General features: G+C 43.5%; 24 protein-coding genes and 2 tRNA genes. 21 read left to right on the forward strand and 5 right to left on the reverse strand.

Features of this window, described 5'->3' with window-relative positions; translation table 11 throughout:
* The first annotated feature begins 21 nt into the window (after positions 1–21).
* The 6 genes from EXE30_RS11365 to EXE30_RS11390 all read left to right on the forward strand — a co-directional run bounded on the left by EXE30_RS11365 (position 22) and on the right by EXE30_RS11390 (position 5,379).
* A complete protein-coding gene (locus EXE30_RS11365) occupies positions 22–978 on the forward strand; it encodes a carbon-nitrogen hydrolase family protein (protein ID WP_130162483.1) in 957 nt (318 codons plus the stop codon).
* 170 nt (positions 979–1,148) lie between these two features.
* The gene (locus EXE30_RS11370) at positions 1,149–2,036 is read left to right on the forward strand and encodes a DMT family transporter (protein WP_130162484.1); all 888 of its coding nucleotides are present in this window, start codon (positions 1,149–1,151) and stop codon (positions 2,034–2,036) included.
* A 753-nt stretch (positions 2,037–2,789) separates the two neighbouring features.
* Complete coding sequence (locus EXE30_RS11375) at positions 2,790–3,590, forward strand: 4-hydroxy-tetrahydrodipicolinate reductase (RefSeq protein ID WP_130162485.1); 801 nt, start codon at positions 2,790–2,792, stop codon at positions 3,588–3,590.
* A 121-nt stretch (positions 3,591–3,711) separates the two neighbouring features.
* Positions 3,712–4,377 (forward strand): pseudouridine synthase, encoded by a 666-nt coding sequence (locus EXE30_RS11380; RefSeq protein WP_130162486.1) that lies wholly within the window; start codon positions 3,712–3,714, stop codon positions 4,375–4,377.
* 24 nt (positions 4,378–4,401) lie between these two features.
* Entirely contained in the window at positions 4,402–4,884 is a 483-nt protein-coding gene (locus EXE30_RS11385) for a GNAT family N-acetyltransferase (protein WP_130162487.1), read from the forward strand.
* A gap of 129 nt (positions 4,885–5,013) precedes the next feature.
* On the forward strand, positions 5,014–5,379 hold the full coding sequence (locus EXE30_RS11390) for a ribonuclease E inhibitor RraB (RefSeq protein WP_121930395.1): 366 nt from the start codon (positions 5,014–5,016) through the stop codon (positions 5,377–5,379).
* A gap of 54 nt (positions 5,380–5,433) precedes the next feature.
* Here the strand turns inward: EXE30_RS11390 and EXE30_RS11395 are convergent, their stop codons facing one another.
* The gene (locus EXE30_RS11395; protein WP_130162488.1) at positions 5,434–7,524 is read right to left on the reverse strand and encodes a TonB-dependent siderophore receptor; all 2,091 of its coding nucleotides are present in this window, start codon (positions 7,522–7,524) and stop codon (positions 5,434–5,436) included.
* A 79-nt stretch (positions 7,525–7,603) separates the two neighbouring features.
* Here EXE30_RS11395 and EXE30_RS11400 point away from each other — a divergent pair, with 79 nt between their 5' ends.
* Complete coding sequence (locus EXE30_RS11400) at positions 7,604–8,752, forward strand: DUF1624 domain-containing protein (RefSeq protein WP_130162489.1); 1,149 nt, start codon at positions 7,604–7,606, stop codon at positions 8,750–8,752.
* A 79-nt stretch (positions 8,753–8,831) separates the two neighbouring features.
* On the opposite strand, the gene EXE30_RS11405 is transcribed toward EXE30_RS11400, so the two are convergent.
* Positions 8,832–9,302 (reverse strand): Lrp/AsnC ligand binding domain-containing protein, encoded by a 471-nt coding sequence (locus EXE30_RS11405; protein WP_004668012.1) that lies wholly within the window; start codon positions 9,300–9,302, stop codon positions 8,832–8,834.
* A gap of 137 nt (positions 9,303–9,439) precedes the next feature.
* Between EXE30_RS11405 and EXE30_RS11410 the strand changes: the two genes are divergently transcribed.
* The 4 genes from EXE30_RS11410 (at position 9,440) to EXE30_RS11425 (ending at position 13,818) form a co-directional block, all read left to right on the forward strand.
* Positions 9,440–10,696: a D-amino acid dehydrogenase gene (locus EXE30_RS11410; RefSeq protein ID WP_130162490.1), complete on the forward strand. Its 1,257-nt coding sequence runs from the start codon at positions 9,440–9,442 to the stop codon at positions 10,694–10,696.
* 24 nt (positions 10,697–10,720) lie between these two features.
* A complete protein-coding gene (gene alr, locus EXE30_RS11415; protein WP_130162491.1) occupies positions 10,721–11,848 on the forward strand; it encodes an alanine racemase in 1,128 nt (375 codons plus the stop codon).
* Positions 11,835–12,194, forward strand: a complete 360-nt coding sequence (locus EXE30_RS11420; protein ID WP_005194535.1) for a RidA family protein — start codon at positions 11,835–11,837, stop codon at positions 12,192–12,194. Before alr ends, EXE30_RS11420 begins: the two co-directional genes overlap by 14 nt.
* Positions 12,195–12,393: 199 nt before the next feature.
* Positions 12,394–13,818 carry an amino acid permease gene (locus EXE30_RS11425; protein WP_165382410.1) on the forward strand — a complete coding sequence of 475 codons (1,425 nt, stop codon included), beginning with the start codon at positions 12,394–12,396 and terminating at the stop codon, positions 13,816–13,818.
* Positions 13,819–13,891: 73 nt separating this feature from the next.
* On the opposite strand, the gene EXE30_RS11430 is transcribed toward EXE30_RS11425, so the two are convergent.
* A complete protein-coding gene (locus EXE30_RS11430; RefSeq protein ID WP_130162546.1) occupies positions 13,892–14,773 on the reverse strand; it encodes a LysR family transcriptional regulator in 882 nt (293 codons plus the stop codon).
* A 166-nt stretch (positions 14,774–14,939) separates the two neighbouring features.
* Between EXE30_RS11430 and EXE30_RS11435 the strand changes: the two genes are divergently transcribed.
* The 8 genes from EXE30_RS11435 to EXE30_RS11470 all read left to right on the forward strand — a co-directional run bounded on the left by EXE30_RS11435 (position 14,940) and on the right by EXE30_RS11470 (position 24,192).
* Positions 14,940–16,457, forward strand: a complete 1,518-nt coding sequence (locus EXE30_RS11435) for a CoA-acylating methylmalonate-semialdehyde dehydrogenase (protein ID WP_130162493.1) — start codon at positions 14,940–14,942, stop codon at positions 16,455–16,457.
* Positions 16,458–16,468: 11 nt separating this feature from the next.
* A complete protein-coding gene (mmsB, locus tag EXE30_RS11440) occupies positions 16,469–17,359 on the forward strand; it encodes a 3-hydroxyisobutyrate dehydrogenase (RefSeq protein WP_130162494.1) in 891 nt (296 codons plus the stop codon).
* Between the two features lie 90 nt (positions 17,360–17,449).
* Positions 17,450–19,099 (forward strand): AMP-binding protein, encoded by a 1,650-nt coding sequence (locus EXE30_RS11445; protein WP_130162495.1) that lies wholly within the window; start codon positions 17,450–17,452, stop codon positions 19,097–19,099.
* Positions 19,100–19,110: 11 nt separating this feature from the next.
* Complete coding sequence (locus EXE30_RS11450; RefSeq protein WP_121930385.1) at positions 19,111–20,238, forward strand: acyl-CoA dehydrogenase family protein; 1,128 nt, start codon at positions 19,111–19,113, stop codon at positions 20,236–20,238.
* A gap of 21 nt (positions 20,239–20,259) precedes the next feature.
* Complete coding sequence (locus EXE30_RS11455; protein WP_130162496.1) at positions 20,260–21,033, forward strand: enoyl-CoA hydratase; 774 nt, start codon at positions 20,260–20,262, stop codon at positions 21,031–21,033.
* Between the two features lie 13 nt (positions 21,034–21,046).
* A complete protein-coding gene (locus EXE30_RS11460; protein WP_130162497.1) occupies positions 21,047–22,072 on the forward strand; it encodes an enoyl-CoA hydratase/isomerase family protein in 1,026 nt (341 codons plus the stop codon).
* Positions 22,073–22,192: 120 nt separating this feature from the next.
* A complete protein-coding gene (locus tag EXE30_RS11465) occupies positions 22,193–23,545 on the forward strand; it encodes an MFS transporter (RefSeq protein ID WP_130162498.1) in 1,353 nt (450 codons plus the stop codon).
* Between the two features lie 188 nt (positions 23,546–23,733).
* Complete coding sequence (locus EXE30_RS11470; protein ID WP_130162499.1) at positions 23,734–24,192, forward strand: GNAT family N-acetyltransferase; 459 nt, start codon at positions 23,734–23,736, stop codon at positions 24,190–24,192.
* Positions 24,193–24,241: 49 nt separating this feature from the next.
* Here EXE30_RS11470 and EXE30_RS11475 read toward each other — a convergent pair.
* Positions 24,242–24,317 (reverse strand) — tRNA-Gly (locus tag EXE30_RS11475).
* Between the two features lie 41 nt (positions 24,318–24,358).
* Positions 24,359–24,431: transfer RNA gene (locus EXE30_RS11480), tRNA-Gly, on the reverse strand.
* A gap of 189 nt (positions 24,432–24,620) precedes the next feature.
* On the opposite strand from EXE30_RS11480, the gene EXE30_RS11485 reads away from it, so the two are divergent.
* Both EXE30_RS11485 and EXE30_RS11490 read left to right on the forward strand, forming a co-directional pair.
* Positions 24,621–24,929: a BolA family protein gene (locus EXE30_RS11485; RefSeq protein WP_004668077.1), complete on the forward strand. Its 309-nt coding sequence runs from the start codon at positions 24,621–24,623 to the stop codon at positions 24,927–24,929.
* 9 nt (positions 24,930–24,938) lie between these two features.
* A complete protein-coding gene (locus tag EXE30_RS11490) occupies positions 24,939–25,331 on the forward strand; it encodes a SirB2 family protein (RefSeq protein WP_130162500.1) in 393 nt (130 codons plus the stop codon).
* The last annotated feature ends 67 nt before the right edge of the window (positions 25,332–25,398 follow it).

Here is a 25,398-nt window from a genome sequence, read left to right on the forward strand (position 1 = left end):
TTTCGACAAAAAAGGGTTCTCATGAAAATTGTGGCGATTCAACCTGCATTATTAGTTGGACAAGTCGAAGCAAATTTAAAAAAGCTTGAACAACTGATTTTAGCGGCATATCAGGAGCATCAACCTGATGTTATCGTGCTGCCTGAGTCCATGACTTCCCCAAATGTTTATTCACCACTGGCATTGCAGACACCACAACCATTACAAGGCGAACCTTTACAACTATTAGTTCGATTAGCAACGCAGCTCAATGTCGTTATCACCGGCGGATTTGTTGCAATTCGGGATGGGCACGCCTATGGCACTTATATCTTGGTCGAGGCGAATGGTGACTATCATCTGCACGACAAAGATATCCCAACGGCATGGGAGCAAAACTTTTATCGTGGTGGTGTCGATGATGGCGTAGTCGATTCAACCACCTTGAAATGCAAAGTTGCTTTAGTGTCAGGGTGGGAGTGGGCACGTTACGGTACTGCGAAACGCATCCGAGATCAGCGCGCACAATTGATTTTAGGCGGCATGTGTTGGTACTCCATGCCGATTAATTGGTATGGGGTGTTAGGTAAGTGGATGCGACACGAACATCAAATCTATAAACAACAAAGTGAAGCTTTGCCTGCCCAAATGGCACGTTTGACAGGCATACCTGTGGTGCATGCCGCACATGTGGGTGAGGTAATGAGTGATATGCCACTGTTACCGCATGTGAAATGGTTAACTGAAATGGTGGGTGAGACTCAAATCTGCGATGCATCAGGCAAGGTGTTGGCACGGATGAGTTTGGAGGATGGCGAGGGCTATATTGCCGCCGAAGTTGAAATCGCTGAGCCGCAGCCTTTGGATCAAGTGCAGCCGCGTTACTGGATTCCAGACATGACCGTAACTTCAAAATTGGCGTGGCATCTAGGCAATCTTCATGGTGGCTTAATGTATCGACTCCGTCATCGTTTTAAAAAGTTTCCATGGCAAAACTAAGCATCAGCCCACTATTTTTGATTTTCAGTAACGCCGTACTTTCGGTGATCTTTCACTTAAAAACAAGCAATTAAAACCGTATCAATCAAGGTGATTTTTCTAAACTAACGCTCGAAAAATCACAGTGAAGCGAGTAAATTACACGCATATTTGATTTTGCGCTCAAGCTTATGGCAATCACTTGGATCTTGTTCACCCTCATGGCTGCATTTATGCAGGCTTGGCGCAATGCATTTCAAAAACAACTCAGTACCACTGTTGATGTGTATGGCACGACACTCGCGCGGTTCGTATTTGCTCCGATTTTTGCCTTTAGTTATCTGGCTTTTCTCTATTTTCACCAACCTGTTACTGCTGACGTGCATTTTTCCAATAAATTTTGGTTCTATGTAGTGATTGCAGGGATCAGTCAGATTTATGCCACAGCATTGATGGTCAAATTATTTCAACAAAAAAACTATGCGATTGGGGTTGGACTGGCCAAAAGTGAAGCGATCTTGGCAGCCTTAGTCGGGGTATTGTTCTTACAGGAACATTTAAGCGTTTGGGGCTGGATTGGTGTTTCAATCGGCGCTGTAGCGGTTTTTCTCTTGAGTAAAGGTCATCAGCACGCTCAATTATCGGTCAAAACCTTGTTAATTGGATTAGGCAGTGGTTTATGCTTTGCGATTACGTCATTGTTGGTGCGCGAAGCCAGTTTAGAACTGGGCATGTTGCCATTTCTACATCGTGCAGCTTGGGTGCTGTGCAGTCTGATCAGTTTTCAATGCATTATTATGCTGTTGTATTTAGGGCTATTTAGTCGGAAAACCTTGTATAGCATGTGGCAACGACTCGGGCTCACATTTAAGGTCAGTGTCTGTAGCTTCCTTGCTTCATTGGGCTGGTTCAGTGCTATGAGTATGCAGACGGTGGCGATTGTTAAAACGCTGGGACAGGTTGAAATTCTATTTAGCTTATTGATTTCAGCATTTTTCTTTAAAGAGAAACTGGCCAGAACAGATCATCTTGGTTTGTGGTTGGTGATCGTTGCTGCGATTATGGTGATTTGGGCGTAGTGGCGGTTTATCTTGAAAATATACCATTCCTCTAAGTCTTTTTTGATTAAAATTTCGATTAAATGTGGTTTATAGAGAATTTTAACCGTATTTAAAACTCAATGATGGTAAATAATTCTGATTTTAAAAATAAAGATGCAAAATTATTTCAAAACTGGCAGAAAATGACATCTTTTAGGAAAACAATCCCACACCGATCCCCCTAAACTATGTCTCAAGGGTGTGAAAGGGATCGAAAAGAGTAGCATGCGCCGAAGCTTACAAAGCAAGTGTGTACTTACCCAAAAGGTCTCGATTCGGCTTAGGACGCTATAAACCAAAAGTTTATAGGCAAAGGTTGTGACTTACAAAGTCATAGGTGTTGAAGTAAACAACATGTTTTCCCTTGATACCCTTAAAAATTCTGCGAAACAACAATAAATAAGAAAAATAAAAAAACCATCTCACTTTTTCTCGCTGCAAAGATTCCCATCCTCCTCAATGACCATATCTAAGTGATTGATTGTCAATAATTTGCCGCTGACTAAACATCATGTGACATTTAAATAAATTAAGTATTTTCAGTTGCTTAGCCTGCTTTGGCTGAGATTCCGTTCATGTTGCTTGATTGACAGCTTTAAGCTGAGTTGCTAGTTTGGGCCTAACTTTGGGACCTTGGAGATTTTTTACACTATTTATGAGGTGGTTTGCATCTGATAAATCTCGATCAGAGGGATGTTTGGAAGCCCTCAAGCGCATGAAAGGACGATTAAAATGAAAGTGGGTATTATAGGCTTTGGTAAAACAGGCCGTGCAGTTGCATCAGTATTATTAGAGTCAAAAAAGACCAGTTTACAATGGGTTATTCGTCAGTCCAAACAGCTTGAGCATCGATCTGTTCCTGAGTTCTTAGGGGTTGAAGCAGATGATCCAGGCATTATTCATTCAAAAGATGAGTACTCTATCGTAGAGCTTCTAGATCGTTATCCTGTCGATGTGATTGTCGATTTTTCCTCAGAACAAGGCTTAGATTATTACGCTGAAGAAGCAGCAAAAAGAGGCATTACCATTGTCAGTGCCGTGTCCCAGTATCCCGATGAAAGAATCAATCAGCTCCATCAATTGGCTGAAAGCACCTGTGTCTTGCACTCACCGAATATTACGATTGGGATTAACTTTCTGATCCTTGCTGCCAAAATATTAAAAAATATCGCCCCTTATACGGATATTGATGTCATTGAAGAACACTTTAAAGCCAAATCCGAGGTGTCAGGCACAGCTAAAGTGATCGCACGTGAATTGGACTTAGCAGAAGATACGATTAAATCTGTGCGGGCAGGGGGGATTGTGGGGGTGCATGAGATTTTATTTGGCTTCCCGTTTCAGACGGTCAGACTCAAACATGAATCGATTACCCGTGAAGCTTTCGGCAATGGCATCTTATTTGCGATAGAAAACCTCAAAGATAAGCCCAAAGGCTTTTATAGTATGGAAGGATTGTTATTGCCATTTTTCAAGTTAGAGGAACCTGACAGCAGTTTGTTGATCAAGTCAAACAACCTAGAACAAAGATAGATTTATTTGTTTCACGTGGAACAAATATTTTTTTGATGTGATGATCCACCATAAAATGCTTTTGCTGAATGGTGGAAATTTCTTTATGATTTGCGCTTTTCTTTAACACCATTTTCTGCTCATGCCTTTAAATGACAACTTTATTTATATACCCCCTCAAGCGCCGCTTGAAATCTTGTATGAAGATGAGGACTTGGTGGTTATAGATAAGCCTGCAGGGCTTTTGTCGGTGATGGGGCGTTTGCCTGAGCATCAAGACAGTGCTTATTTACGGATATTAGAACGTTATCCAGCAGCCAAAGTAACGCATCGTTTGGATATGGCAACCTCAGGTTTGTTGATGTTTGCCAAGCATCGTGATGCCGAAGTTGCAGTCAGTAAAATGTTTCAGGCACGAACCGTCAAAAAATATTATGTGGCTCTGGTTCAGGGCCAGATATCGGCTGAAGGCAGTGTTGATGTTCCGTTGATCACGGATTGGGAAAATCGTCCACGTCAGATGGTGCATTTTGAATTAGGCAAAGCAGCCAAAACCTTATTTCAATCGCTAGACTATGATGTTACAACCGATCAGAGTCGAGTCCGTTTGGAGCCTGTGACGGGGCGTTCGCATCAACTTCGGGTCCATATGATGCATATTGGGCATCCGATTATGGGGGATAAACTCTATCATCCTGAACCTGCCAAGTTTCATTTAAAACGGATGGCTTTGCATGCCGCTTATCTGGCATTTCAACATCCCTTAAATATGCAAAATGTTGAAATTCACGCTGAGGTAACGTTTTAATCATCATCTGCAAGAGGTAGAACCATGTATCCCGTTCAACACAGGTCGTGGGTCGGACTATCCGAACAACAACAAGCCCAATTAAAGTTGTTGTTATTGGAAGCAGACCCTGATTGGGCGCAAATCTCGACCTATCTAGGACAAGCAAATATCTTTGTGATTGTTGATGAGCAGGATCATCTCCTTGCGCAACTGTGTCTAACTCAAAATGATCATGAGGCGGAGATTCAAAATCTGGCGGTAGATCAAAGGATGCAAGGGCAGGGTTTGGCGAAGGTTTTAATTCAATCTGCGATTGAATATGCCGCGCAATTGGCAGTTCAAAACTTATGGGTGAAAACAGGGAATTCGAGTTTAAATCAACTCGGGCTGTATCAGAAATGCGGTTTTCGCATGTCGCATATCGAGCGCGATGCTTTTAAAAACTATCCTGAACCAATTTTTGAAAATGGCATTCGATGTCTTGATCAAGTGGTGCTTTCAATTGAATTTAAGCATCCTGTGTGATAATTCACAGCGATGATTTGGCTCAAGTTCTGGCTACAATAATTATATTAATGCGTCTAAAAACTGACATAAAAATGGGTTAATCTATAGCCAAACAATCAAGTCAAATACATAACAAAGGATACTCTTATGACACGTGACCATGAACAATTTCCTGATGACGACAACGGCAATGTGCTATGGCAAATGTTTGAAGATGGCAATGACCTGAGCGAACCCCATGAGGTGGAATTTTCGATTGTGTTTGAGAAACAAGAGCAAATTGAAAAATGTGCTTTGCATCTTTTACACCAAGAGCAAAAAATCTCAATGTTTCAAGAAGAATTGCATTCAGATGGTTCGGATATGTGGGTGCTGAATATTCATGTCAACATGATGCTTGAACATGAAGATATTGTAGATTTGGAAGAGTGGATGACTCGGATCGCCCAAGAGTTTGATGGTGAATATGATGGTTGGGGCTGTATGAGCTACATCTATGATGAAGATGAATAATAATAACTGAGTTGAAGCACTCAGCTGCTGTGACACAAGCTGAGTGCGGTTTCACTAAAATTTAAACTGTGCAGAAATAGAGGCATTCAAAGGTTCACCCGGTTGAACCCACAAATCACTATAACTTGAAACATAATAGGTCTTATCAAGTAGATTATTTAGGTTGAACTGATAGCGCAAGCGATCAGACGGTGCGTAATAGGCATTTAAATTGACCAAACTATAACTTGGCAAATCAAAACCATTATCTAGATTGTGTCCACTACGTTCGCCAACATAACTGATGTTTGCGCCCACGCCAGCGCGTGTTGCGCCTTGTTGTAAAAACTCATAGTTGCTGCTGATCGAAGCTTGATGCTTAGGAATATTACTTAGACGAGCGCCTGCTGCTAGATCTTGATCTTTTTCAATCTTGGCATCGGTATAACTATAATTGGCGTTGAGTGACCAGCGATCCGTGAATTGGCTGTTGAAGTCAAGCTCGATTCCTTGGCTGCTGACTTCCCCCGCAGCAGTTTGAAAATTGCCATCCATAGGGTCGGTCGTCAGCACATTTTGCTTCTGCATTTTGAATAATGCGAGGCTGAGCAGACTGCGATCATTGAACTGATATTTACTTCCAACTTCATAGCTTTGACCTTTTTCAGGAGCAAAGTTTTCACCGTTGCGATCCATCCCGCTGTTCATTGCAAAGGAACGACCATAGTTACTATAGAGCGACCATTGATCCGATGCTTTGAAATTGATACCGAAGCGTGGACTGGCTTGGTTGAGGGTCTGCTTGTGTTGAGTTTGGCTCAGATGATTTTCAAAGTTTTGTTCGACTCGATCAAAGCGAGTACCGACTAATATGCTCCATTGATCATTCAAGAACATCTGATCTTGTAAGTTGAGTGCAAAATAACGTTGTCGCTCATCGGTATCTGTAAATGGCGCTAAACTTGGCAAATATTGCCCATAACGTGGTTGATAAATATCAATCGTATTGGGATGCTCAGCACTATGGTTACGACGTTGTTGATATTGACGATAGTCCAATTGTCCCAATTCTGTTGAAACAACGACCTCATGACGTGCCCAAGAACTGTCTAACTTTCCGAGTAGTTCCGCTTGCGCTAATAGGTCTTCACTTTGATAATTACGGTAGCGACGTTGACGTTCCAAGGTTCGTCCATCGGCTTGCATACGGCGGGGTTCAGTTGAGAAACCTGTCAATTGCGCATCTTTATAGCTTAACGCGCTGTTGAGCTTCCAAGCATCATTAAATTCATGGCTTAGACGCAATTGATAAAAATGATCTTTGACCCGCATGTCGCCATCACGTGGTTCACCTGTGAAGGTTTTAGGATTCATCACAAATTTTTTCTGAACGGTGCTGATGCCACGGTCAAATGTGCCGAGCTGTTGGGTCAATTCACTGTCAAAATCGAGTCGGGTTTGATCGGAAATTTTCCATGTCAGTTGTGGTGAGAAAAACCAACGTTCGCTACTGACATGATCTCGGAAGCTTTGGTTGTCTTCATGAGCCATCGCAAATCGATAAGCCAATGTATCATTGATCGGGGCAGTATGTTCGAGGCTGATGCGGTATTGCTCTTGGCTAGTGGCACGAAGATGAATTTCGCTCTCGCTTTCCCACTGTGGTTTTTTACTATTGATATTGAGTAGACCTCCCGTTTCACCGCGACCATATAATGCAGCCATGGGGCCTTTTAAAAAATCCAGTGATTCGATATTGACCATATCTTTCGGTGCGCTAATGCCTCGGTTGACACTTAAACCATTTCGGATCATGGCCGCCCCCAAATTCGGATCGGTGCTAAAGCCACGGATGGAGTAATTATCCCAAAATCCTCCCCCCAGCGTGCTTTGATGAAACACACCACTCACCAGTGTTAAAGCATCATCGATGCGTTGCACATCTTGCTGTTCGATCACTTGTTGAGAGATAAAAGAGCGGTTAAAGGGGATATCGAGTACATCGTGGGAGAATTTGGTTCCGCTACTGTTTTGTTGGACATCCTGGTGAGATGTATCCGCTTGAATACGGATGGTTTCAAGTACCGTGGTCGGGTCATCTGCCCATGTTGTTGTAGAGAAAAGACCAAGCCCCAAGCAAGACCAAAATCCAAGTGTGCGTTGCATAAATCATCAACCAAAGAAAGACAAAAGGAGTGTTTTGTAATAGTATAACATTACATTAATTTTTAAATCTTTTTTTGTTATGTCCTCAGTGAAAACGAGCCAACGGTTACAGTCGATTGACGCATTACGAGGTTTGGTCATTCTGATCATGTTGCTCGATCATGTCAGAGAAACTTTCTATCTGCATAAACAAGTACCAGATCCAATGGATGTATCCGCGACTGAACCCGCTTTATTTGGCAGTCGTGTGTTGGCACATCTTTGTGCACCTATTTTTGTGTTGTTAACGGGTATTTCAGCTTTTCTGTTCTATTCAAAAACACAAAGTTTGCAACAAACACGGGCTTTTTTATTAAAGCGTGGTCTGTTTTTAATTGCACTTGAGCTGACGTTGGTCAATTTTGCTTGGACCGCAACATTCCCGCCAGACGTGATTTATTTACAAGTGATTTGGGCGATCGGGATCAGTATGGTGGTCTTGGCGGCGTGTGTTAGTTTGCCTTTACCTGTGATGGTCCTGAGCGGCCTGACTATTATTTTTGGGCATAATCTTTTAGACAGCGTGCATTTCTCCGAAGGAACTGCAATGCAGACATTGTGGCTGGTTTTGCATGAGCGTGGCTGGATCGAGTTTGCAGGAATCAAATTACGTACTTCATATCCTATTTTACCGTGGATTGGGGTGATTTTATTGGGCTATGCCTTGGGACATTTCTTTAGTCAAAAATACACCGCCAAACAAAGAAATCAGTATTTATTGGGCATCGGCTTGATCAGTCTCGGATTGTTTATTTTACTGCGTTTGATCAATGTCTATGGTGATCAGCCTTGGCAGCATTTTGATAGTTTACAACTCAGTATCATGAGCTTTTTTAATCTGACGAAATATCCACCCTCATTACTTTTCCTTTTGTGGAATGTCGGTGTGGGGCTGATCCTTTTGGTGGTATTTGATCGTTGGCAACAACGACAATGGTTTAAACCGTTGGTGGTGTTTGGTTCAGTGCCGATGTTCTTTTATCTACTGCATTTGTATGTGTTGAAATTGCTCTATGTGCTTGCGGTAAGTATTTTGGGGGTCAATCAAGGCGCTTATCTTTCGGTTGCGCATGTATGGATGCTGTGGCTGATTTCGATTGGGTTGTCTTTTGCGCTTTATCCTGTGGTGAAGTGGTTTTCAACATTCAAACATCAAAATAAACACATCGCGATTTTAAAATATTTTTAATCGTGAAATATCTGTATCTCTAAAGCGTGTCCGAGCCAGACGCGCTTTAGCTTAGGGCTGTCATAAACGACTGTGAACGTCAGCTCCTACTCATATCTAAATATAAAGATTCTTTTACTTCCTCCATCACCACATAGCTATGTGAAGATGCAGATGCGGGTAATTTTTTCAATAAGTCACCCAATAAGCGTCGATAAGCACTCATTTCTTTGAGTCGTGCTTTCACTAGATAGTCAAACTCACCTGAAATCAAATGGCATTCTAATACTTCAGGAATATCGACCAGATCTCTCGCGACCTGATCAAATACATCACCTGATTTGGCAGATAGCTTAATTTCTAAAAATACCAATAAGCTGCGATCCACATATGCAGGGTTGAGCCGAGCATAATAGCCCATGATCACACCTTCACGCTCCAATCGTTTCACACGTTCTGAGCAGGGCGTGGTCGATAAATTGACACGTGATGCCAGCTCACTTATTGCAATACGACCTTCACGCTGCAAAATCTCTAAAATCAGGCGATCAATACGATCTAATGTACGCATAGATTATTTCCTTTTATTTTAATTTTTTCATGACAAATCGATTAAATTACCTAGATTATAAGCATAAAAACAGTCAAAAAAACTATTGATACGAAAATATACTAGTTAAATAAACTAGTGGGCGAGAGGGACCTATTATGCGCGTTATCGTTTTAGGAAGTGGTGTTATTGGTGTGGCAAGTGCTTACTACCTTGCGCAACAAGGTGCTCAGGTGACTGTACTTGATCGTCAGTCTGGCCCTGCCCAAGAAACTAGTTTTGGTAATGCAGGACAAATCTCGCCAGGTTACTCAACACCGTGGGCTGCACCCGGTATTCCATTTAAAGCAGTGAAGTGGATGTTCCAACATCATGCACCGCTTGCAATAAGTGTGGACGGTAGTATGTGGCAGCTACAGTGGATGGCACAAATGCTAAAAAACTGTAATCCACAAAGTTATGCGGTCAACAAAGAACGCATGATGCGTGTGGCTGAATATAGCCGTGATTGTTTACGTGACCTCAGAGCGCAAACAGGGATTCATTATGAAAATCGCTCTAAGGGCACACTACAAGTGTTTCGCAATGAGGCACAACTTGAAGCGGTACAACGTGATATTCAGGTGTTAAAAGAATGTGGTGTGGACTTCAATTTACTCAATGCTGAACAACTGGGCAGTGTCGAACCCGCATTGGCGCATAGCGATAAACTGGTGGGTGGTTTGCACTTGCCGAATGATGAAACAGGCGATTGTTACCTCTTTACCAATGCTTTGGCAAAAATCGCCCAAGACTTGGGTGTCGAATTCAAATTTGATCAAAATGTGGAAAAACTGATTGTTGAAGGCGATCAGATTAAAGGCGTGATGGTCAATGGTGAAATCCTGACTGCAGACCGATTTGTGCTGGCTTTTGGCAGTTATTCACGTGACTTCCTGAAACCACTTGAACTGAATTTACCTGTTTATCCAGTGAAAGGTTATTCACTCACCGTGCCGATTGTTGATCCTAGCCTTGCGCCACAATCAACTGTATTGGATGAAACCTATAAAGTTGCGCTGACGCGATTTGATCAACGGATTCGTGTCGGTGGTATGGCGGAGTTAAGCGGTTTTAATCTGGGCTTGAATGAAGACCGCCGTGGCACTTTAGAAATGGTGACACGAGATCTATTTCCCGGTGGAGACTTAGAACAGGCATCATTCTGGACTGGCTTACGTCCGATGACCCCAGACAGTACCCCGATCATTGGTGCGACCAAATATAAGAACCTATTCTTGAATACTGGGCATGGCACGCTAGGTTGGACCATGGCTTGTGGTTCGGGCAAGTTGATCAGCGATTTGGTCATGAATCATCGTACTGAGATTAGTACCGATGGTCTGTCAATTCAGCGTTATTCACACGCGGCATAATTTGAAGTTACAAGGAAGTTGATTATGCCTCGTCCAATTACTGCGGTGATTCACAACCAAGCGTTACGCCAAAATCTTGAGCGTGTTCGGCAATCTGCGCCGAATAGCAAGGTGTTTGCTGTGGTGAAAGCCAATGCCTACGGGCATGGGATCGAACGTGTTTACGATGCTTTTAAAACAGCGGATGGCTTCGCCTTACTCGATATTGATGAAGCCAAACGTTTACGCGCATTGGGTTGGTCAGGAGCGATTCTGTTGCTTGAGGGTATTTTTTCACCCCAAGACTTGTTTGACTGCGCGCAATATCAACTCAGTTTCACCATTCATAATGAACAACAAGTGGAATGGTTACAACAACATATCTATCCTGCCCAGTTCGATATTTTCTTGAAAATGAACAGTGGTATGAATCGTTTAGGGTTCAAGCCACAACAATATCGCCAAGTGTGGCGACATCTTCAGCGTCTTAACAATGTCGCGAAAATCACCCATATGATGCATTTCTCCGATGCGGATGGGGAGCGTTTTGGTCAAGCGGGCGTGGACTATCAACTGACTGAATTTGAGAGCAATATTCAAGATTTGCCCGGTGAAAGATCGATCAGCAATAGTGCCGCCATCCTCAGATACGCCACTCAACTGCAATCTGATTATGTCCGTGCTGGCATTATGCTTTACGGCAGTTCGCCTGATTATCCAAAACACACGATTCAAGATTGGGGACTCGCCCCAAGCATGAGTCTGCGCAGTGAAATTATTGCAATACAACAATTAAATGCCCATCAAAGCGTCGGTTATGGCTCTAGTTTTGTCGCTGAACAGCCAATGAGCATAGGCATCGTCGCCTGTGGTTATGCCGATGGTTATCAACGTATTTCACCGACAGGCACACCTATTTTAGTGGATGGCATTCGTACCCGCACCATTGGTCGAGTCAGCATGGATATGTTGGCTGTCGATTTAACGCCCATCCCAAATGCTGTGATTGGCAGTGAAGTTGTGCTTTGGGGGGCCTCAAAAATAGGAAGTATTTTACCCATTGATGATGTTGCAGCAGCCTCAGGCACCGTCGGTTATGAACTGATGTGTGGGGTGACCGCACGTGTCAAATTTATCAATCAAGACGAAGGAAATCATCATGTCACATTCTGATATTCAGAAAATCAACTCGACTGAGGTCATGAGTGCCGTCACTGTTTTTAACAAGGTGGTGTATTTATCAGGACAAGTGCCTAAAAATCCAGACCTCGATATTGAAGGACAAACTCGAGATATTCTGGCGACGATTGAGCAGCTCTTGGCTTCGGCAAATACCGATAAATCACGCTTATTGTCGGTTCAACTGTTTTTAAAAGATCTCTCTGATTTTCCGACGGTCAATGCGATTTATGTGGATTGGTTAAAAGGTTGTGTCGCACCGTCGCGTGCCACGATTCAAGCCGATTTGGTCAATCCGAACTGGCTCATTGAAATTGCAGTGATTGCAGCACAAAAATAAAGCGAACAGTGATCGTTTTGCTTAAATAATATTAAAAAAGATGAAAAGTAACGTATTTATTGTAGATAAAACAGCAGCAGATGCGTATTTTCTTGCAATGAATATGCGCCAGCCATTTTAACAGAGCGTGAATCAACGCAACAAAATAAAAAGGCTGGCTCATACAGGAATAAGAAAAAGGGAACTTTTTATGACGGTTATGCAACAGCATTCAGAAGATCAACACGCACCGAACGACTTACAACGCAAGCTTTCCAATCGTCATTTACAAATGATTGCCATTGGCGGTGCGATCGGCACTGGACTATTTATGGGTTCAGGCAAAACCATTTCTCTGGCAGGTCCCTCGATTCTCTTTATTTACATCATCATCGGGACCATGTTCTTTTTTTTGATGCGGGGACTTGGTGAGTTATTGCTTGCCAATTTACAGTATAAATCTTTCGTGGATATGGCACATGATCTGATTGGACCATGGGCAGGCTATTACATCGGTTGGACGTATTGGCTCGGTTGGGTGCTGGTTGGGATTGCAGATTTAGCTGCGGTGATCAATTATTTGGGTTTCTGGCTGCCAGATGGGGTGTCATTTACGCCGATGGGTCAGGCTTTGATTAGTGCGGGTTGTGTGCTGTTTGTACTGGGTCTTAATTTGTTGACCGTACGTCTATTCGGTGAGATCGAATTTTGGTTTGCCTTGATTAAGATCCTCGCGATTCTCGGCTTGATTGGTGTCGGTGGTTATATGATTTTTAGTCATTTCCAAGCGCCTGAAGGTGCTGTGGCATCGTTAAGTAATGTCTGGTCACATGGTGGCATGTTCCCCAAAGGTTTGGATGGCTTTTTAGCGGGTTTCCAAATTGCAGTTTTTGCCTTTGTTGGGGTGGAGCTGGTTGGAACCACTGCGGCTGAAACCAAGGATCCGCATAAGAATCTCCCGAAAGCGATTAATGCGATTCCGATTCGGATCATCTTGTTCTATGTCTTGGCATTATTGGTGGTGATGGCGGTCACGCCGTGGGATAGTATTCGTGCAGATAAAAGCCCATTCGTGGAGTTATTCATGAATGCAGGGATTGTCACCTCTGCGATTATTATGAATTTAGTGGTGCTCTCGTCAGTGATGTCATCCATGAACAGTGGCGTGTTCTCGACCAGTCGGATGTTGTTTGGTTTATCTAAAGATGGTCAAGCGCCTGCGGCATTAGGGCGATTGTCGAAAAAAGCCGTACCTGCCAATGGCTTATTTTTCTCTTGTGTTTTTATCATGGGCGGGGCAGTGCTACAGTACTTTGTACCGAATACGCTAGAAGCCTTTACTTTGGCAAGCGCACTGTGTGTGATTTTATTTATCAGTGTTTGGAGCCTGATTATGGTGTGCTATATCCGCTACCGTAAGTTACGCCCTGAGTTACACTTGCAATCGAATTTTAAAATGCCGGGTGGGGTTTGGATGTCTTATCTGGTGATTGCATTCTTGCTGTTTGCCTTGGTGATCTTGGCACTTGAACCCGATACTTTAAAAGCACTCTATGTCAGTCCAGTTTGGTTGCTGATTTTAGCTGTGACCTACCAGTTCGTGTACAAACCACGGATGCGAAAATTGCAACGAGAGTTGGCATAATCTAGGTATCAAACGATAGTTAAAAGAGCTGATCCTAAAGGATTGGCTCTTTTTTTATCTGCCATTTAAATCGTTAATCAATGAGCAAATGTTGATATTGATCAGCTTGTTTACGTAAATAATCCCAAACCAGTTTAATCCGTGGTTCATGTTGTAAATCGACAAAGGTCAGCATCCAGAAGGTATGGTTAAAGCGAACCTGTTGCTCTAAAACTTCTTCAAGCTCAGCTTTGTCGTCTGCCAAAAACTTGGGCAAAATCGCCAATCCTGCACCTGCACTCACCGCAATCTGTTGTGCCAAAATACTGCTACTGCGAAAGTTCGCATTCAGTTTTAGGGGTAAGCGTTCTAGGCAATACAATTCTGGGCTATACACCAGATCATCAATGTAGTTCACAAAACGATGTTGGGTTAAATCTTCCAGCCGACGAATCGGTGGGTTGTGCGATAGATAATTTTTGCTGCCATAAATTTTTAAACAATAATCTGACAGACGCGTAATGATATAAGGGCCTGAGGTGGGGCGATCAATCGATACTACGATATCGGCTTCACGATGTGAAAGCTTGATCATTTTGGGAACGGGGATCAGGTCGATGGTCAGTAACGGATATCGAATCGAAAACTCTGCCAGCAGTCGTGCAAGAAATGCCGTACCAAAGCCTTCAGGTGTGCCAATTCGCACACGACCTTGCAACGGTTGATGTGGTTTTTCGATTTGTAAGAACGCTTGTTCCATTTGTTCAACCTGCGGAACAAGTGCCAGTCCCTCGAAGGTTAGTTCATATCCGGTGGCTTCACGTTTAAAGAGTGTGGTGCCTAAAGCCTGTTCCAAAGCCTGAATACGCCGTGCCACGGTACTGTGTTCGACACCAATGATCCGTGCGGCACTGGTCAAGGTCTTGGTCCGTGCCAGAACCAGAAAAAATTGCAGATGATCCCAATCCACTTTCATTGTTGTTGTATCCATTGTGCATTTTTGCACACCAATCGTGCATTAATTTGCGTTGGTGGTCAAAGATTTGTTTGTTAGTCTCAACCAAAGGTTAAAAAAAGAAAATACGACGAATCGCTATTTTCGAACATATGAACACAATAAAAATAGTGCCTATGGAGAGGTTATGAATACAATCCAAAAAATCGAATTGGAAACCGCTAAATTACTCATTAACGGACAATTCATCGAATCTGAAACACAGCAATGGCAAGACATCGTCAATCCTGCGACTCAGGAAGTGATTGGTCGTGTGCCTTTTGCGACGATTCAGGAAGTGGATGCTGCCATTCAAGCTGCACAAGATGCTTTTGCTTCTTGGCGTCAAACCCCGATTCAGGCACGTATGCGTATCATGCTCAAGTTGCAAGATTTGATTCGTGCCAACATGAAAGAAATTGCACAGGTGCTTACCGCTGAACAGGGTAAAACTTTGGCAGATGCGGAAGGTGATATTCAACGTGGCTTAGAAGTGGTTGAGCATGCGTGTTCCGTCGGTACACTGCAAATGGGTGAGTACATCGAAGGTGTGGCACGTGGGGTTGATACTTATACCTTGCAACAACCGTTAGGTGTTTGTGCAGGTATTACTCCATTTAACTTCCCAGCCATGATTCCGTTGTGGATGTTCCCAATGGCAATCGTCTGCGGCAATACTTTTGTGTTGAAACCCTCTGAACAAGATCCTTTAAGCACCATGATGTTGGTTGAACTTGCGCTTCAAGCCGGTGTACCTGCTGGTGTGTTGAATGTGGTTCATGGCGGCAAAGAAGTGGTGGATCGTCTCTGTACACATCATCATATTAAAGCGATTTCATTTGTCGGTTCGACTGCAGTGGGTACCCATGTGTATAACCTCGCAGGACAATATGGCAAACGTGTGCAATCGATGATGGGCGCGAAAAACCATGTCGTAGTCATGCCAGATGCCAATAAAGAACAAACCCTCAATGCCTTGGTTGGTGCGGCCTTTGGTGCAGCAGGACAGCGTTGTATGGCGCTCTCGGTTGCCGTGATGGTCGGTGAGAGCAAGCAATGGGTTCAAGAGCTGGTTGAAAAAGCCAAAACTTTAACCGTGAATGCAGGGCATGAGCCGAACACGGATATCGGACCTGTGATTTCACAACGAGCCAAAGCACGCGTGATTGACTTGATTAATAGCGGTGTCGAGCAAGGTGCAGAGCTGTTACTCGATGGTCGTGATGTGCAAGTTAAAGGTTATGAATCAGGTAACTTTGTTGGTGCGACCATTTTTAATGGCGTGACCACTGACATGCGCATCTACAAAGAAGAAATCTTTGGACCAGTGCTCGCAATTATTGCTGTAGACACTTTAGAAGAAGCGATTGAGCTGATCAATGCCAATCCATTTGGCAACGGTGTCGGTTTATTTACTCAAAGCGGTGCGATAGCTCGTACTTTCCAAAACTTAATTGATATTGGTCAAGTTGGGATCAATATTCCAATTCCTGTACCTGTGCCATTCTTTAGCTTTACTGGTTCTCGAGGTTCAAAACTGGGCGATTTGGGACCATACGGCAAGCAGGCCGTGCAGTTCTATACCCAAACCAAAACCATTACCAGTCGTTGGTTTGAAGACAGCCATGAAGTGGGCAGTGTAAACACCACCATTAGTTTACGTTAAGGGGATCACGGATGAATATCGCCTTTATCGGTCTCGGAAATATGGGCGGCAGAATGGCCCATAACCTGCTCAAAGCAGGACTTACAGTCTATGGTTATGATCTCAGTGACGTGGCAAATCAGCACTTCGCTGATGCGGGTGGCATCGTTTGTGACAGTCCACAAGCCGCAGCCAAACATGCAGATGTGGTCATCAGTATGTTGCCAGCAGCAAAGCATGTTAAAGAGGTTTATCTCGGTGAAGATGGTGTGTTGGAGGTCTTGAAAGCAGGTGCTTTGTGTATAGACAGCAGTACCATTGACCCACAAACCATTAAAGATATTGCGGTAGTTGCACAAAGTAAAAATATTCACATTTGTGATGCACCTGTTTCAGGGGGCACCATTGGCGCGCAAGCGGGTACCTTAACGTTTATGGTGGGTGCCAATGATCAGACCTTTGAGGAAGTTAAACCTGTACTCAGTCACATGGGCAAAAATGTCATTCATTGTGGCGATGTTGGCGCAGGACAAATTGCCAAGATTTGCAATAACTTAATTCTCGGTATCTCGATGGCTGCTGTGGCAGAGGGCATGGCATTGGGTGCGAAACTGGGGATTGATCCACAAGCATTGGCAGGTGTGGTGAATACTTCAAGTGGTCGTTGCTGGAGTTCAGAGATCTGTAACCCGTGGCCACATATCAATGAGAATGCACCTGCCTCTCGTGGCTATCAAGATGGTTTCGCGACACAGCTGATGCTGAAAGATCTAGGTCTCGCAGTCGAAGCGGCAGGGCAGGTTAAACAGCCGATTTTGTTGGGCGGCATGGTGCAACAGCTATATCAGCAAATGTGTATGCGTGGTAATGCCCACCTTGATTTCTCCAGCATTATCCAGCAGTACCTTCCAGAAGAAGTCTAAGTACCAAGCTATAAGCACGAAGCCATAGGATGGCTTTGAATCATGAAACTCTGTCATGAATAACTACAAATCCAGACTGAGGGAATAGAGATGTTAAATTATAAAGATGTCGCACAAGCTTTTGATTTAGAAAGCACAGCGAAACAAATGCTGTCAGGTTCATTAGACGCACTCAATGCGTGTTATGAGTGTTGTGACCGACATGTAGACGGTGAAAAAGTGGCTTTGTATTGGCAAGGCAAAGATGGACGCAAGCAACAATATACCTTTGCTCAATTACAACAGTGGTCCGGTCAATTTGCCAACTTTTTAAAATCACAAGGCGTACAGGCGGGCGATCGTATCTCGGGATTATTGCCAAGAACACCTGAATTGATCGTAACGATTTTAGCAGCATGGCGAATAGGTGCAGTGTATCAGCCATTATTTACTGCCTTTGGTCCTAAAGCCATTGAACATCGTATTCAACTTGCACAAAGCAAGTTAGTCGTGACCGATGTAGGCAATCGCAGCAAGCTGGATGAAATTGAGCAATGCCCCGCCATTGTGACGGTTGCGGATGCTGCAGGCACAGCACTGCATGTAGATGATTTTAACTTTTGGGATGAGCTGAATCAGCAATCTGATCAATGTGAATTGGTCATGCGTACAATCCAAGACCCGTTCCTATTGATGTTTACTTCAGGCACAACGGGACCCGCCAAGCCACTCGAAGTACCACTAAAAGCCTTAATTGCTTTTGGACGATATATGCAAGATGCGATTGGCTTAACTGAAGACGATGCCTTTTGGAATATTGCCGATCCGGGTTGGGCTTATGGTTTGTACTACGCGATTACTGGGCCATTATTCTTAGGACATGCCACTTTGTTTTATGAGGGCGGTTTTAGCTCAGACAGCCTATGCCAAATCGTGAAAGATTATCAGATTACTAACTTGGCAGGCTCACCGACAGCTTATCGTATGTTGATGGCGGCGGATCCTGTACAAATGGCATCGTTAAAAGGGCAATTCCGTGTGGTGAGTAGTGCAGGTGAACCGCTCAATCCTGAAGTGATTCGTTGGTTTAAACAGGCTTTAGATGCACCGATCTTTGATCATTATGGACAAACAGAAGTGGGTATGGTGGTGTGCAATCATCATGGTCTAAATCATGAAATACGTGCAGGTGCCGCAGGTTTTCCAACGCCGGGATATCGCGTTGCAGTGGTGAATGAACAAGGCGAAGAACTTCCGCCAGACACCGCAGGAATTTTGGCGGTGGATATTAGCCAATCACCGATGATGTGGTTTGGTGGCTACAAGGAAAGTCGTAAATCGCCTTTTGTCGGTCATTACTATTTGACGGGTGATACTGCTGAATTACATGCCGATGGGAGCATGAGTTTTGTTGGACGAAGTGATGATGTGATCACCACATCAGGCTATCGAATTGGACCCTTTGATGTCGAAAGTGCGTTGCTCGAACATGATGCTGTGATCGAAGCTGCCGTGGTTGGTGTACCTGATCCAGATCGGACTGAATTGGTCAAAGCCTTTGTGATTTTAGCGGCAGGCGTTCAGCCTTCAAGTGTGCTGATTGAAGAATTGAGTCAATTTGTAAAAAAACGCCTTTCCGCACATGCCTATCCACGTTTAGTTGAATTTGTGACAGAACTGCCGAAAACACCAAGTGGCAAAATTCAGCGCTTTTTATTACGTAATCAGGAAATTGCGAAACAACAAGCGAAAGCAGGTTAAAGGACGAAAATATGCAATTGACCGAAGAACAATTACTCATTCGTGATATGGCGAAAAGCTTCGCCCAAGAACAAATCAGACCTTATGCCAGTGATTGGGATCGAGACGGCACTTTTCCCAAAGCTGCTTTGGCGCAAATGGGGCAGCTTGGCTTTATGGGCATGCTGGTGCCAGAGCAATGGGGAGGATCTGATACTGGCAATCTCGCTTACGTATTGGCACTGGAAGAAGTCGCAGCTGCGGATGGCGCGACCTCGACTATTATGAGCGTGCACAACTCGGTCGGTTGTGTGCCGATTTTAAAATTTGGCAATGACGAGCAAAAACAACGTTTTTTGAAGCCCTTAGCACAAGGTGAAATGATCGGTGCATTTGCTCTAACTGAACCACATACTGGTTCGGACGCCGCTGCGCTTAAAACCCGCGCGGTCAAAGATGGCGATGATTACATTCTCAATGGTGCGAAACAGTTTATTACCTCGGGTCATAATGCAGGGGTGATTATTGTGTTTGCGGTTACTGATCCGAGTGCAGGCAAAAAAGGCATCAGTGCCTTTTTAGTACCGCGCGATACGCCAGGTTATGAAGTTATTCGTGTCGAAGAGAAATTAGGTTTACATGCTTCGGATACCTGTCAGATCGCCTTGACTGATGTTCGTGTGCACAAAAGTTTGATGCTGGGCAAAGAAGGTGAAGGTCTAAAAATTGCACTCGCGAACTTGGAAGGTGGTCGTATTGGTATTGCTGCACAAGCGGTGGGTTTAGCACGAGCGGCACTAGAAGAAGCGACGCGCTATGCCAAAGAACGTCTGACTTTTGGCAAACCGATTTTTGAGCATCAAGCGATTGCCTTTCGCTTGGCCAGCATGGCCACCGAAATCGAGGCAGCACGACAGTTGGTGCACTATGCCGCACGTCTGAAAGAAGCAGGTCAACCCTGTTTGAATGAAGCATCCATGGCGAAACTATTTGCCTCGGAAATGACGGAGCGCGTTTGCTCAAATGCGCTACAAGTCTTTGGTGGCTATGGCTATCTCAAAGATTTTCCGATTGAGCGAATTTATCGTGATGCACGAATTTGTCAGATTTATGAAGGCACCAGCGACATTCAGCGTTTAGTGATCGCACGTAGCCTATAAAACCAAAACAAGGAATGAATGATGCAGTGGCAAACTATTTTATTGGAAAAGCGTAATGGTGTTGGGTTAATTACCCTCAATCGTCCTAAAGCGTTGAATGCCCTAAACAGTGAATTGATCAGTGAAGTGAATCAAGCCCTCGATCAATTAGAAAAAGATCGTGAGATTGGGTGTATCGTGTTAGCGGGTTCTGAAAAAGCCTTTGCAGCAGGTGCGGATATTAAGGAAATGGCGGAGCTGAATTTTCCTGATATTTATTTTGATGATTTTTTCCATCTTGCCGATCGTATTGCTCAACGCCGTAAACCTTTGATTGCCGCTGTCAGTGGCTATGCTTTGGGTGGTGGCTGTGAATTAGCATTGATGTGTGACTTTATCTACTGCGCTGATAATGCCAAGTTCGGCTTACCTGAAGTCACTTTAGGTGTGATTCCGGGGATCGGGGGTACACAACGTTTAACCCATGCGATTGGTAAAGCCAAAGCCATGGAAATGTGCCTCACCGCACGACAAATGGGTGCAGTAGAAGCTGAGTTAAGTGGTTTGGTTGCACGTGTATTCAACAAAGAAGACCTACTCGAACAAACCCTACAAGCCGCTGAACAAATTGCGACACGCTCTCTGACCGCAAACATGATGCTGAAAGAAACTATTAACCGTGCGTTCGAGGTCAATCTAACCGAAGGATTACGTTTTGAACGACGTATGTTCCATTCTATTTTTGCCACTGCGGACCAAAAAGAAGGCATGCAAGCGTTTGTAGAGAAACGGCAAGCCAATTTTAAAAATAAATAAGAGATCTATAAAAATGAATACAGTACATCACTTAATGATTGAGCAACAAGGTGGTCTGGGCATGATCACATTAGATCGAGTGACACATCTGAACGCACTATCGCTTGAGATGATTGAGGGGATTCGAGCCCAACTTGAGCTTTGGCGAGATGATGTTGCTATCCAAGCGATTTTAATTAAATCGAACAGCCCGAAAGCCTTTTGTGCAGGAGGCGATATTCGCTATCTGTATGACAGTTATAAACTGGGCACGACAGATCATCAGGGGTATTTTAGTGCCGAATATAAGATGCTCACCACCATACGTGAGTACCAAAAACCTGTTATCGTTCTGCTCGATGGTTATGTGCTTGGTGGTGGTTTTGGCTTAGCGCAAGCCTGCCACATCATTGTGAGTAGTGAAAAATCACGCTTTGCCATGCCTGAAACAGCGATTGGTTTTTTCCCAGATGTCGGCGCTACTCATTTCCTATCGCGCTTGGATGACATAGGCGTGTATATGGCGATTACAGGCGAGCAAATCAGTAGCAGTGATGCCCTTTATTTGGATTTGATTGACTACCATGTGCCCAGTGAAAAACTGCAAGCCTTGCAAGATGCCTTGGTTGCAGAAACCGATTTAAGCCAACAGAACATTGAACACATTGTGAGTTGCTTTATCACCCGCCCAGCAGAAAGTGAATTGAAACAGTATGCTGAAGCGATTCGTAAACATTTTGGTTTCCAACATTTAGATGAGATTGAGCAGAGTCTTGCAAATGAACAAGATGAGCATTTAAAAGCTTGGGCGGACAAGATGCTCAACATTTTGCAACAGCGTTCATTCAGCGCGAAACAAACCAGTTTGAAACTACAATATTTAGGTCGTGGACTTTCCTTGCAGCAATGTATGCAACTTGAGCGTGATTTGCAGGATATTTGGTTTGAGCATGGCGACTTTATTGAAGGGGTACGTGCGCTGATTGTTGATAAAGACAAACAACCTCAATGGAAGAAAGCCAACCCTGAACTGGAGCAAATTTTAGAAAAACTTAGCTAAACACATTATAAAAAAAATAAAAAAGCGCACAGAAAGACAGCGGGATTTGAAATGCTTATGGTCAGGGTTGTCCATAAGCGTCAAAGTTAAAACAAAAAGATCTAAATAAGGATAATTGTGATGCAAGCAACAGATGGAAACGGTTCGTCCCCTAAAAAGTCGTCACATCGATTGGCAGGGATTTCTAGCATGGTTGGTACCACCATCGAGTGGTATGACTTTTTTATTTATGGTGCGGCAGCGGCACTGATTTTCAACAAATTGTTTTTTCCTAATCTTGACCCACTGACAGGTGTACTCGCAGCATTTGGTACCTATGCAGTGGGTTTCATCGGACGACCTTTAGGTGGTCTAGTATTTGGTCACTTTGGTGACAAGATCGGGCGTAAGTCCATGTTGTTACTGACTCTCATGTTGATGGGTATTCCCACCGTATTGATTGGATTGTTACCCACTTATGAAACAATCGGCTATTGGGCTGCGATTTGTTTAGTGATCTTGCGCTTTATTCAGGGTATGGCAATGGGTGGTGAGTGGGGCGGCGCAGTGCTGATGGCGGTTGAACATGCACCTGACGGCAAAAAAGGGTTTTGGGGCAGTTTGCCTCAAGCCAGTACCGGTGGCGGCTTGATGTTGGCCTCGATTGCACTTGGGCTTGTGTCCTTGCTTCCTGAACAAGCATTGTTTAGTTGGGGTTGGCGTATTCCTTTCCTCGCGAGCATTGTTTTACTCGGTGTGGGGTGGTATATCCGCGTCAAAGTACCTGAATCACCTGACTTTGAGAAGGTCAAGCAACAAGCTGAAAACATCAAAGTTCCTGCGTTACAGGTGTTTAAACAACATCCTAAACAACTCATTACCATTATCGTGGCGCGTGCCGCTGAAAACGCATGGTTTTATATTGCATCCACTTTTACTTTGGCCTACACCACGGCCCAATTGGGGATTCCACGACAAGATATTTTATTTGCCACCATCTGTGGTGCAGCGGTGATTTTATTTATGACGCCGCTGTGTGGACATTTGTCAGATAAAGTTGGTCAGCGCAATATGTTTATGTTTGGCTTATGTGTGTTGGCACTATTTAGCTATCCATTCTTTAGTATGTTAAACACCAAAGATCCTGTATTGGTCTGGACTGCGATTGTTTTGGCAATCGGTGTGGTTTTCCCAATTATGTACGCACCACAAGCACAACTGTTCGCACGTCAGTTCCCTGCTGAAATTCGTTATAGTGGCATCTCGATCTCAGTGCAATTGGCAGGCGTATTGGGTGGTGGTATTGCACCGTTGATTGCAACCAAGTTATTGAGTGTCGGTGGTGGCAATCCATATTTGATTATGATTTATATTGGTTCGATGGCAATGATTGCGATAGTCGCAACAACCTTTATGCCACGTGACCGAATTGCTCAAACTTATCAGCAATCAAATGAATTAGATTTAAAAACGAAGATTACTGATCAATCCTAGTTGTGAAATCTATATATAGATAAAAAAAAAGCCCTCATCTTTCGATGAGGGCTTTTTTTGAATCTGGAGCGGGAAAGGAGGCTTGAACTCGCGCCCCCAACGTTAGCGATAGTCACCAACATAAATTACGCTAGATGATAATCTATGGAACTATCATTTATTGCAAATCGTTGTTTTGAGGTTTAAATATGATTGAAATTGCTCAACAGCAAGATGCAAAAGTAATCTTAAATGTTATCAAAAAAAGTATAGTGTCTTGCTCTCTAGATCATCAAGGTAATCAAAATGTTATTGATGAATGGTTATCAAATAAAACTGAAGAAAATATCATTAATTGGATAAACAACTCTTATTCGTATGTGTACAAAAAGGACAATAAGATTGTAGGTTTTATTTTGATGTCTAAAGGGGGAGTCATCCTTCTAAATTATGTTTTACCTGATTATCAAGGCGATGGCATAGGAAGTGCAATGATTGATTTCATCATTTCTCTTTCTCACCAACTCGATAAAATTACGCTTGAATCTACGCTAACTGCGAAAAAATTTTATGAGCGTAAAAACTTTATCATTCTGGAAGAAATCTACGAATATGAAAAGTTAGTCGGCTTTAAAATGCAATTAAGGCTAGCTGGCAATCTTGCTTAAAAGATAAGAAAAAAAGCCCTAATCTTTCGACTAGGGCTTTTTTTGAATCTGGAGCGGGAAAGGAGACTCGAACTCCCGACCCCAACCTTGGCAAGGTTATGCTCTACCAACTGAGCTATTCCCGCTTATTGAGCAGTTTTTTCTAAAACTTACACTAAAAAATTTGAGCGGGAAAGGAGACTCGAACTCCCGACCCCAACCTTGGCAAGGTTATGCTCTACCAACTGAGCTATTCCCGCATGCCGTGTATAATACATTATGCAAAAATAGGGTCAATAATTTTATGCAAAGAAATTGATTAATTGCATAAAATAAAAGCACTTCTGGGATTAAAAAATGCAAAAAGCGAAATTTTGTATAAGCGTTTTACTCAAGGTACGCTCATGTATACTAGTGGACTACCTCAATCTGAACCTACGGAGTGACTGATGAAATTAGAACAACAGTTGATTGAACGTTTACAAACCCTCGCTCCGAGCCATCTTGAAGTGATCAATGAGTCGGCAGGACATGGCGGTTATTTTCCTGGGAAAGAATCACACTTTAAAGTGATTGTGGTCAGTGATGCGTTCCAAGGCCTACGTTTGGTACAACGTCATCAAAAAATTTATGCGGTTGCCGCTGAGCTGATGAGTCCGGGACAGATTCATGCTTTAGCTATTCATGCCTATGTGCCAAGTGAGTGGCAAGGCCAAGCACCGGCAAGCCCTGAATGTGCACATGCACCAAAACCTTAAGGATTGATTATGGATGCACATTTAATCACCAAGATTATTCATATGTCAGCAGTCAGTTTGTTGATACTGGTCTTTGTTGCACGCGCTGCGACTTTATTCGTGGGGACACAACAGCAACAACCTAGTCCTAAAGTACGCAAAGGCTTTGTGGGTTTACAACATTTGTCGCTGACGCTGATTATTATCACTGGCGCAATATTACTGGTGATGAATAACTTTGAAGTACAGCCTTGGTTCTATGCCAAAGTGATTCTATTTTTTGTACTTTGGTCTTCTATGATTAAAACTTATCGAGAAGATAACAATATTTTATTGGTGCAACGTCGTGTCGGTGTTTTGATCGGTGCAATTGCATTGGTGGGGATTCTTGGCTTGGTGATGATGAAGCCCGTTTTTGGGTAATTGTCTGACATTGTTTTAGTAATTGTTGGGGCACTAGGTTAAACTGTGTGCAATTTGCAAAAAAATC

It is taken from the genome of Acinetobacter halotolerans (genome assembly GCF_004208515.1).
Lineage (GTDB): Bacteria > Pseudomonadota > Gammaproteobacteria > Pseudomonadales > Moraxellaceae > Acinetobacter > Acinetobacter halotolerans.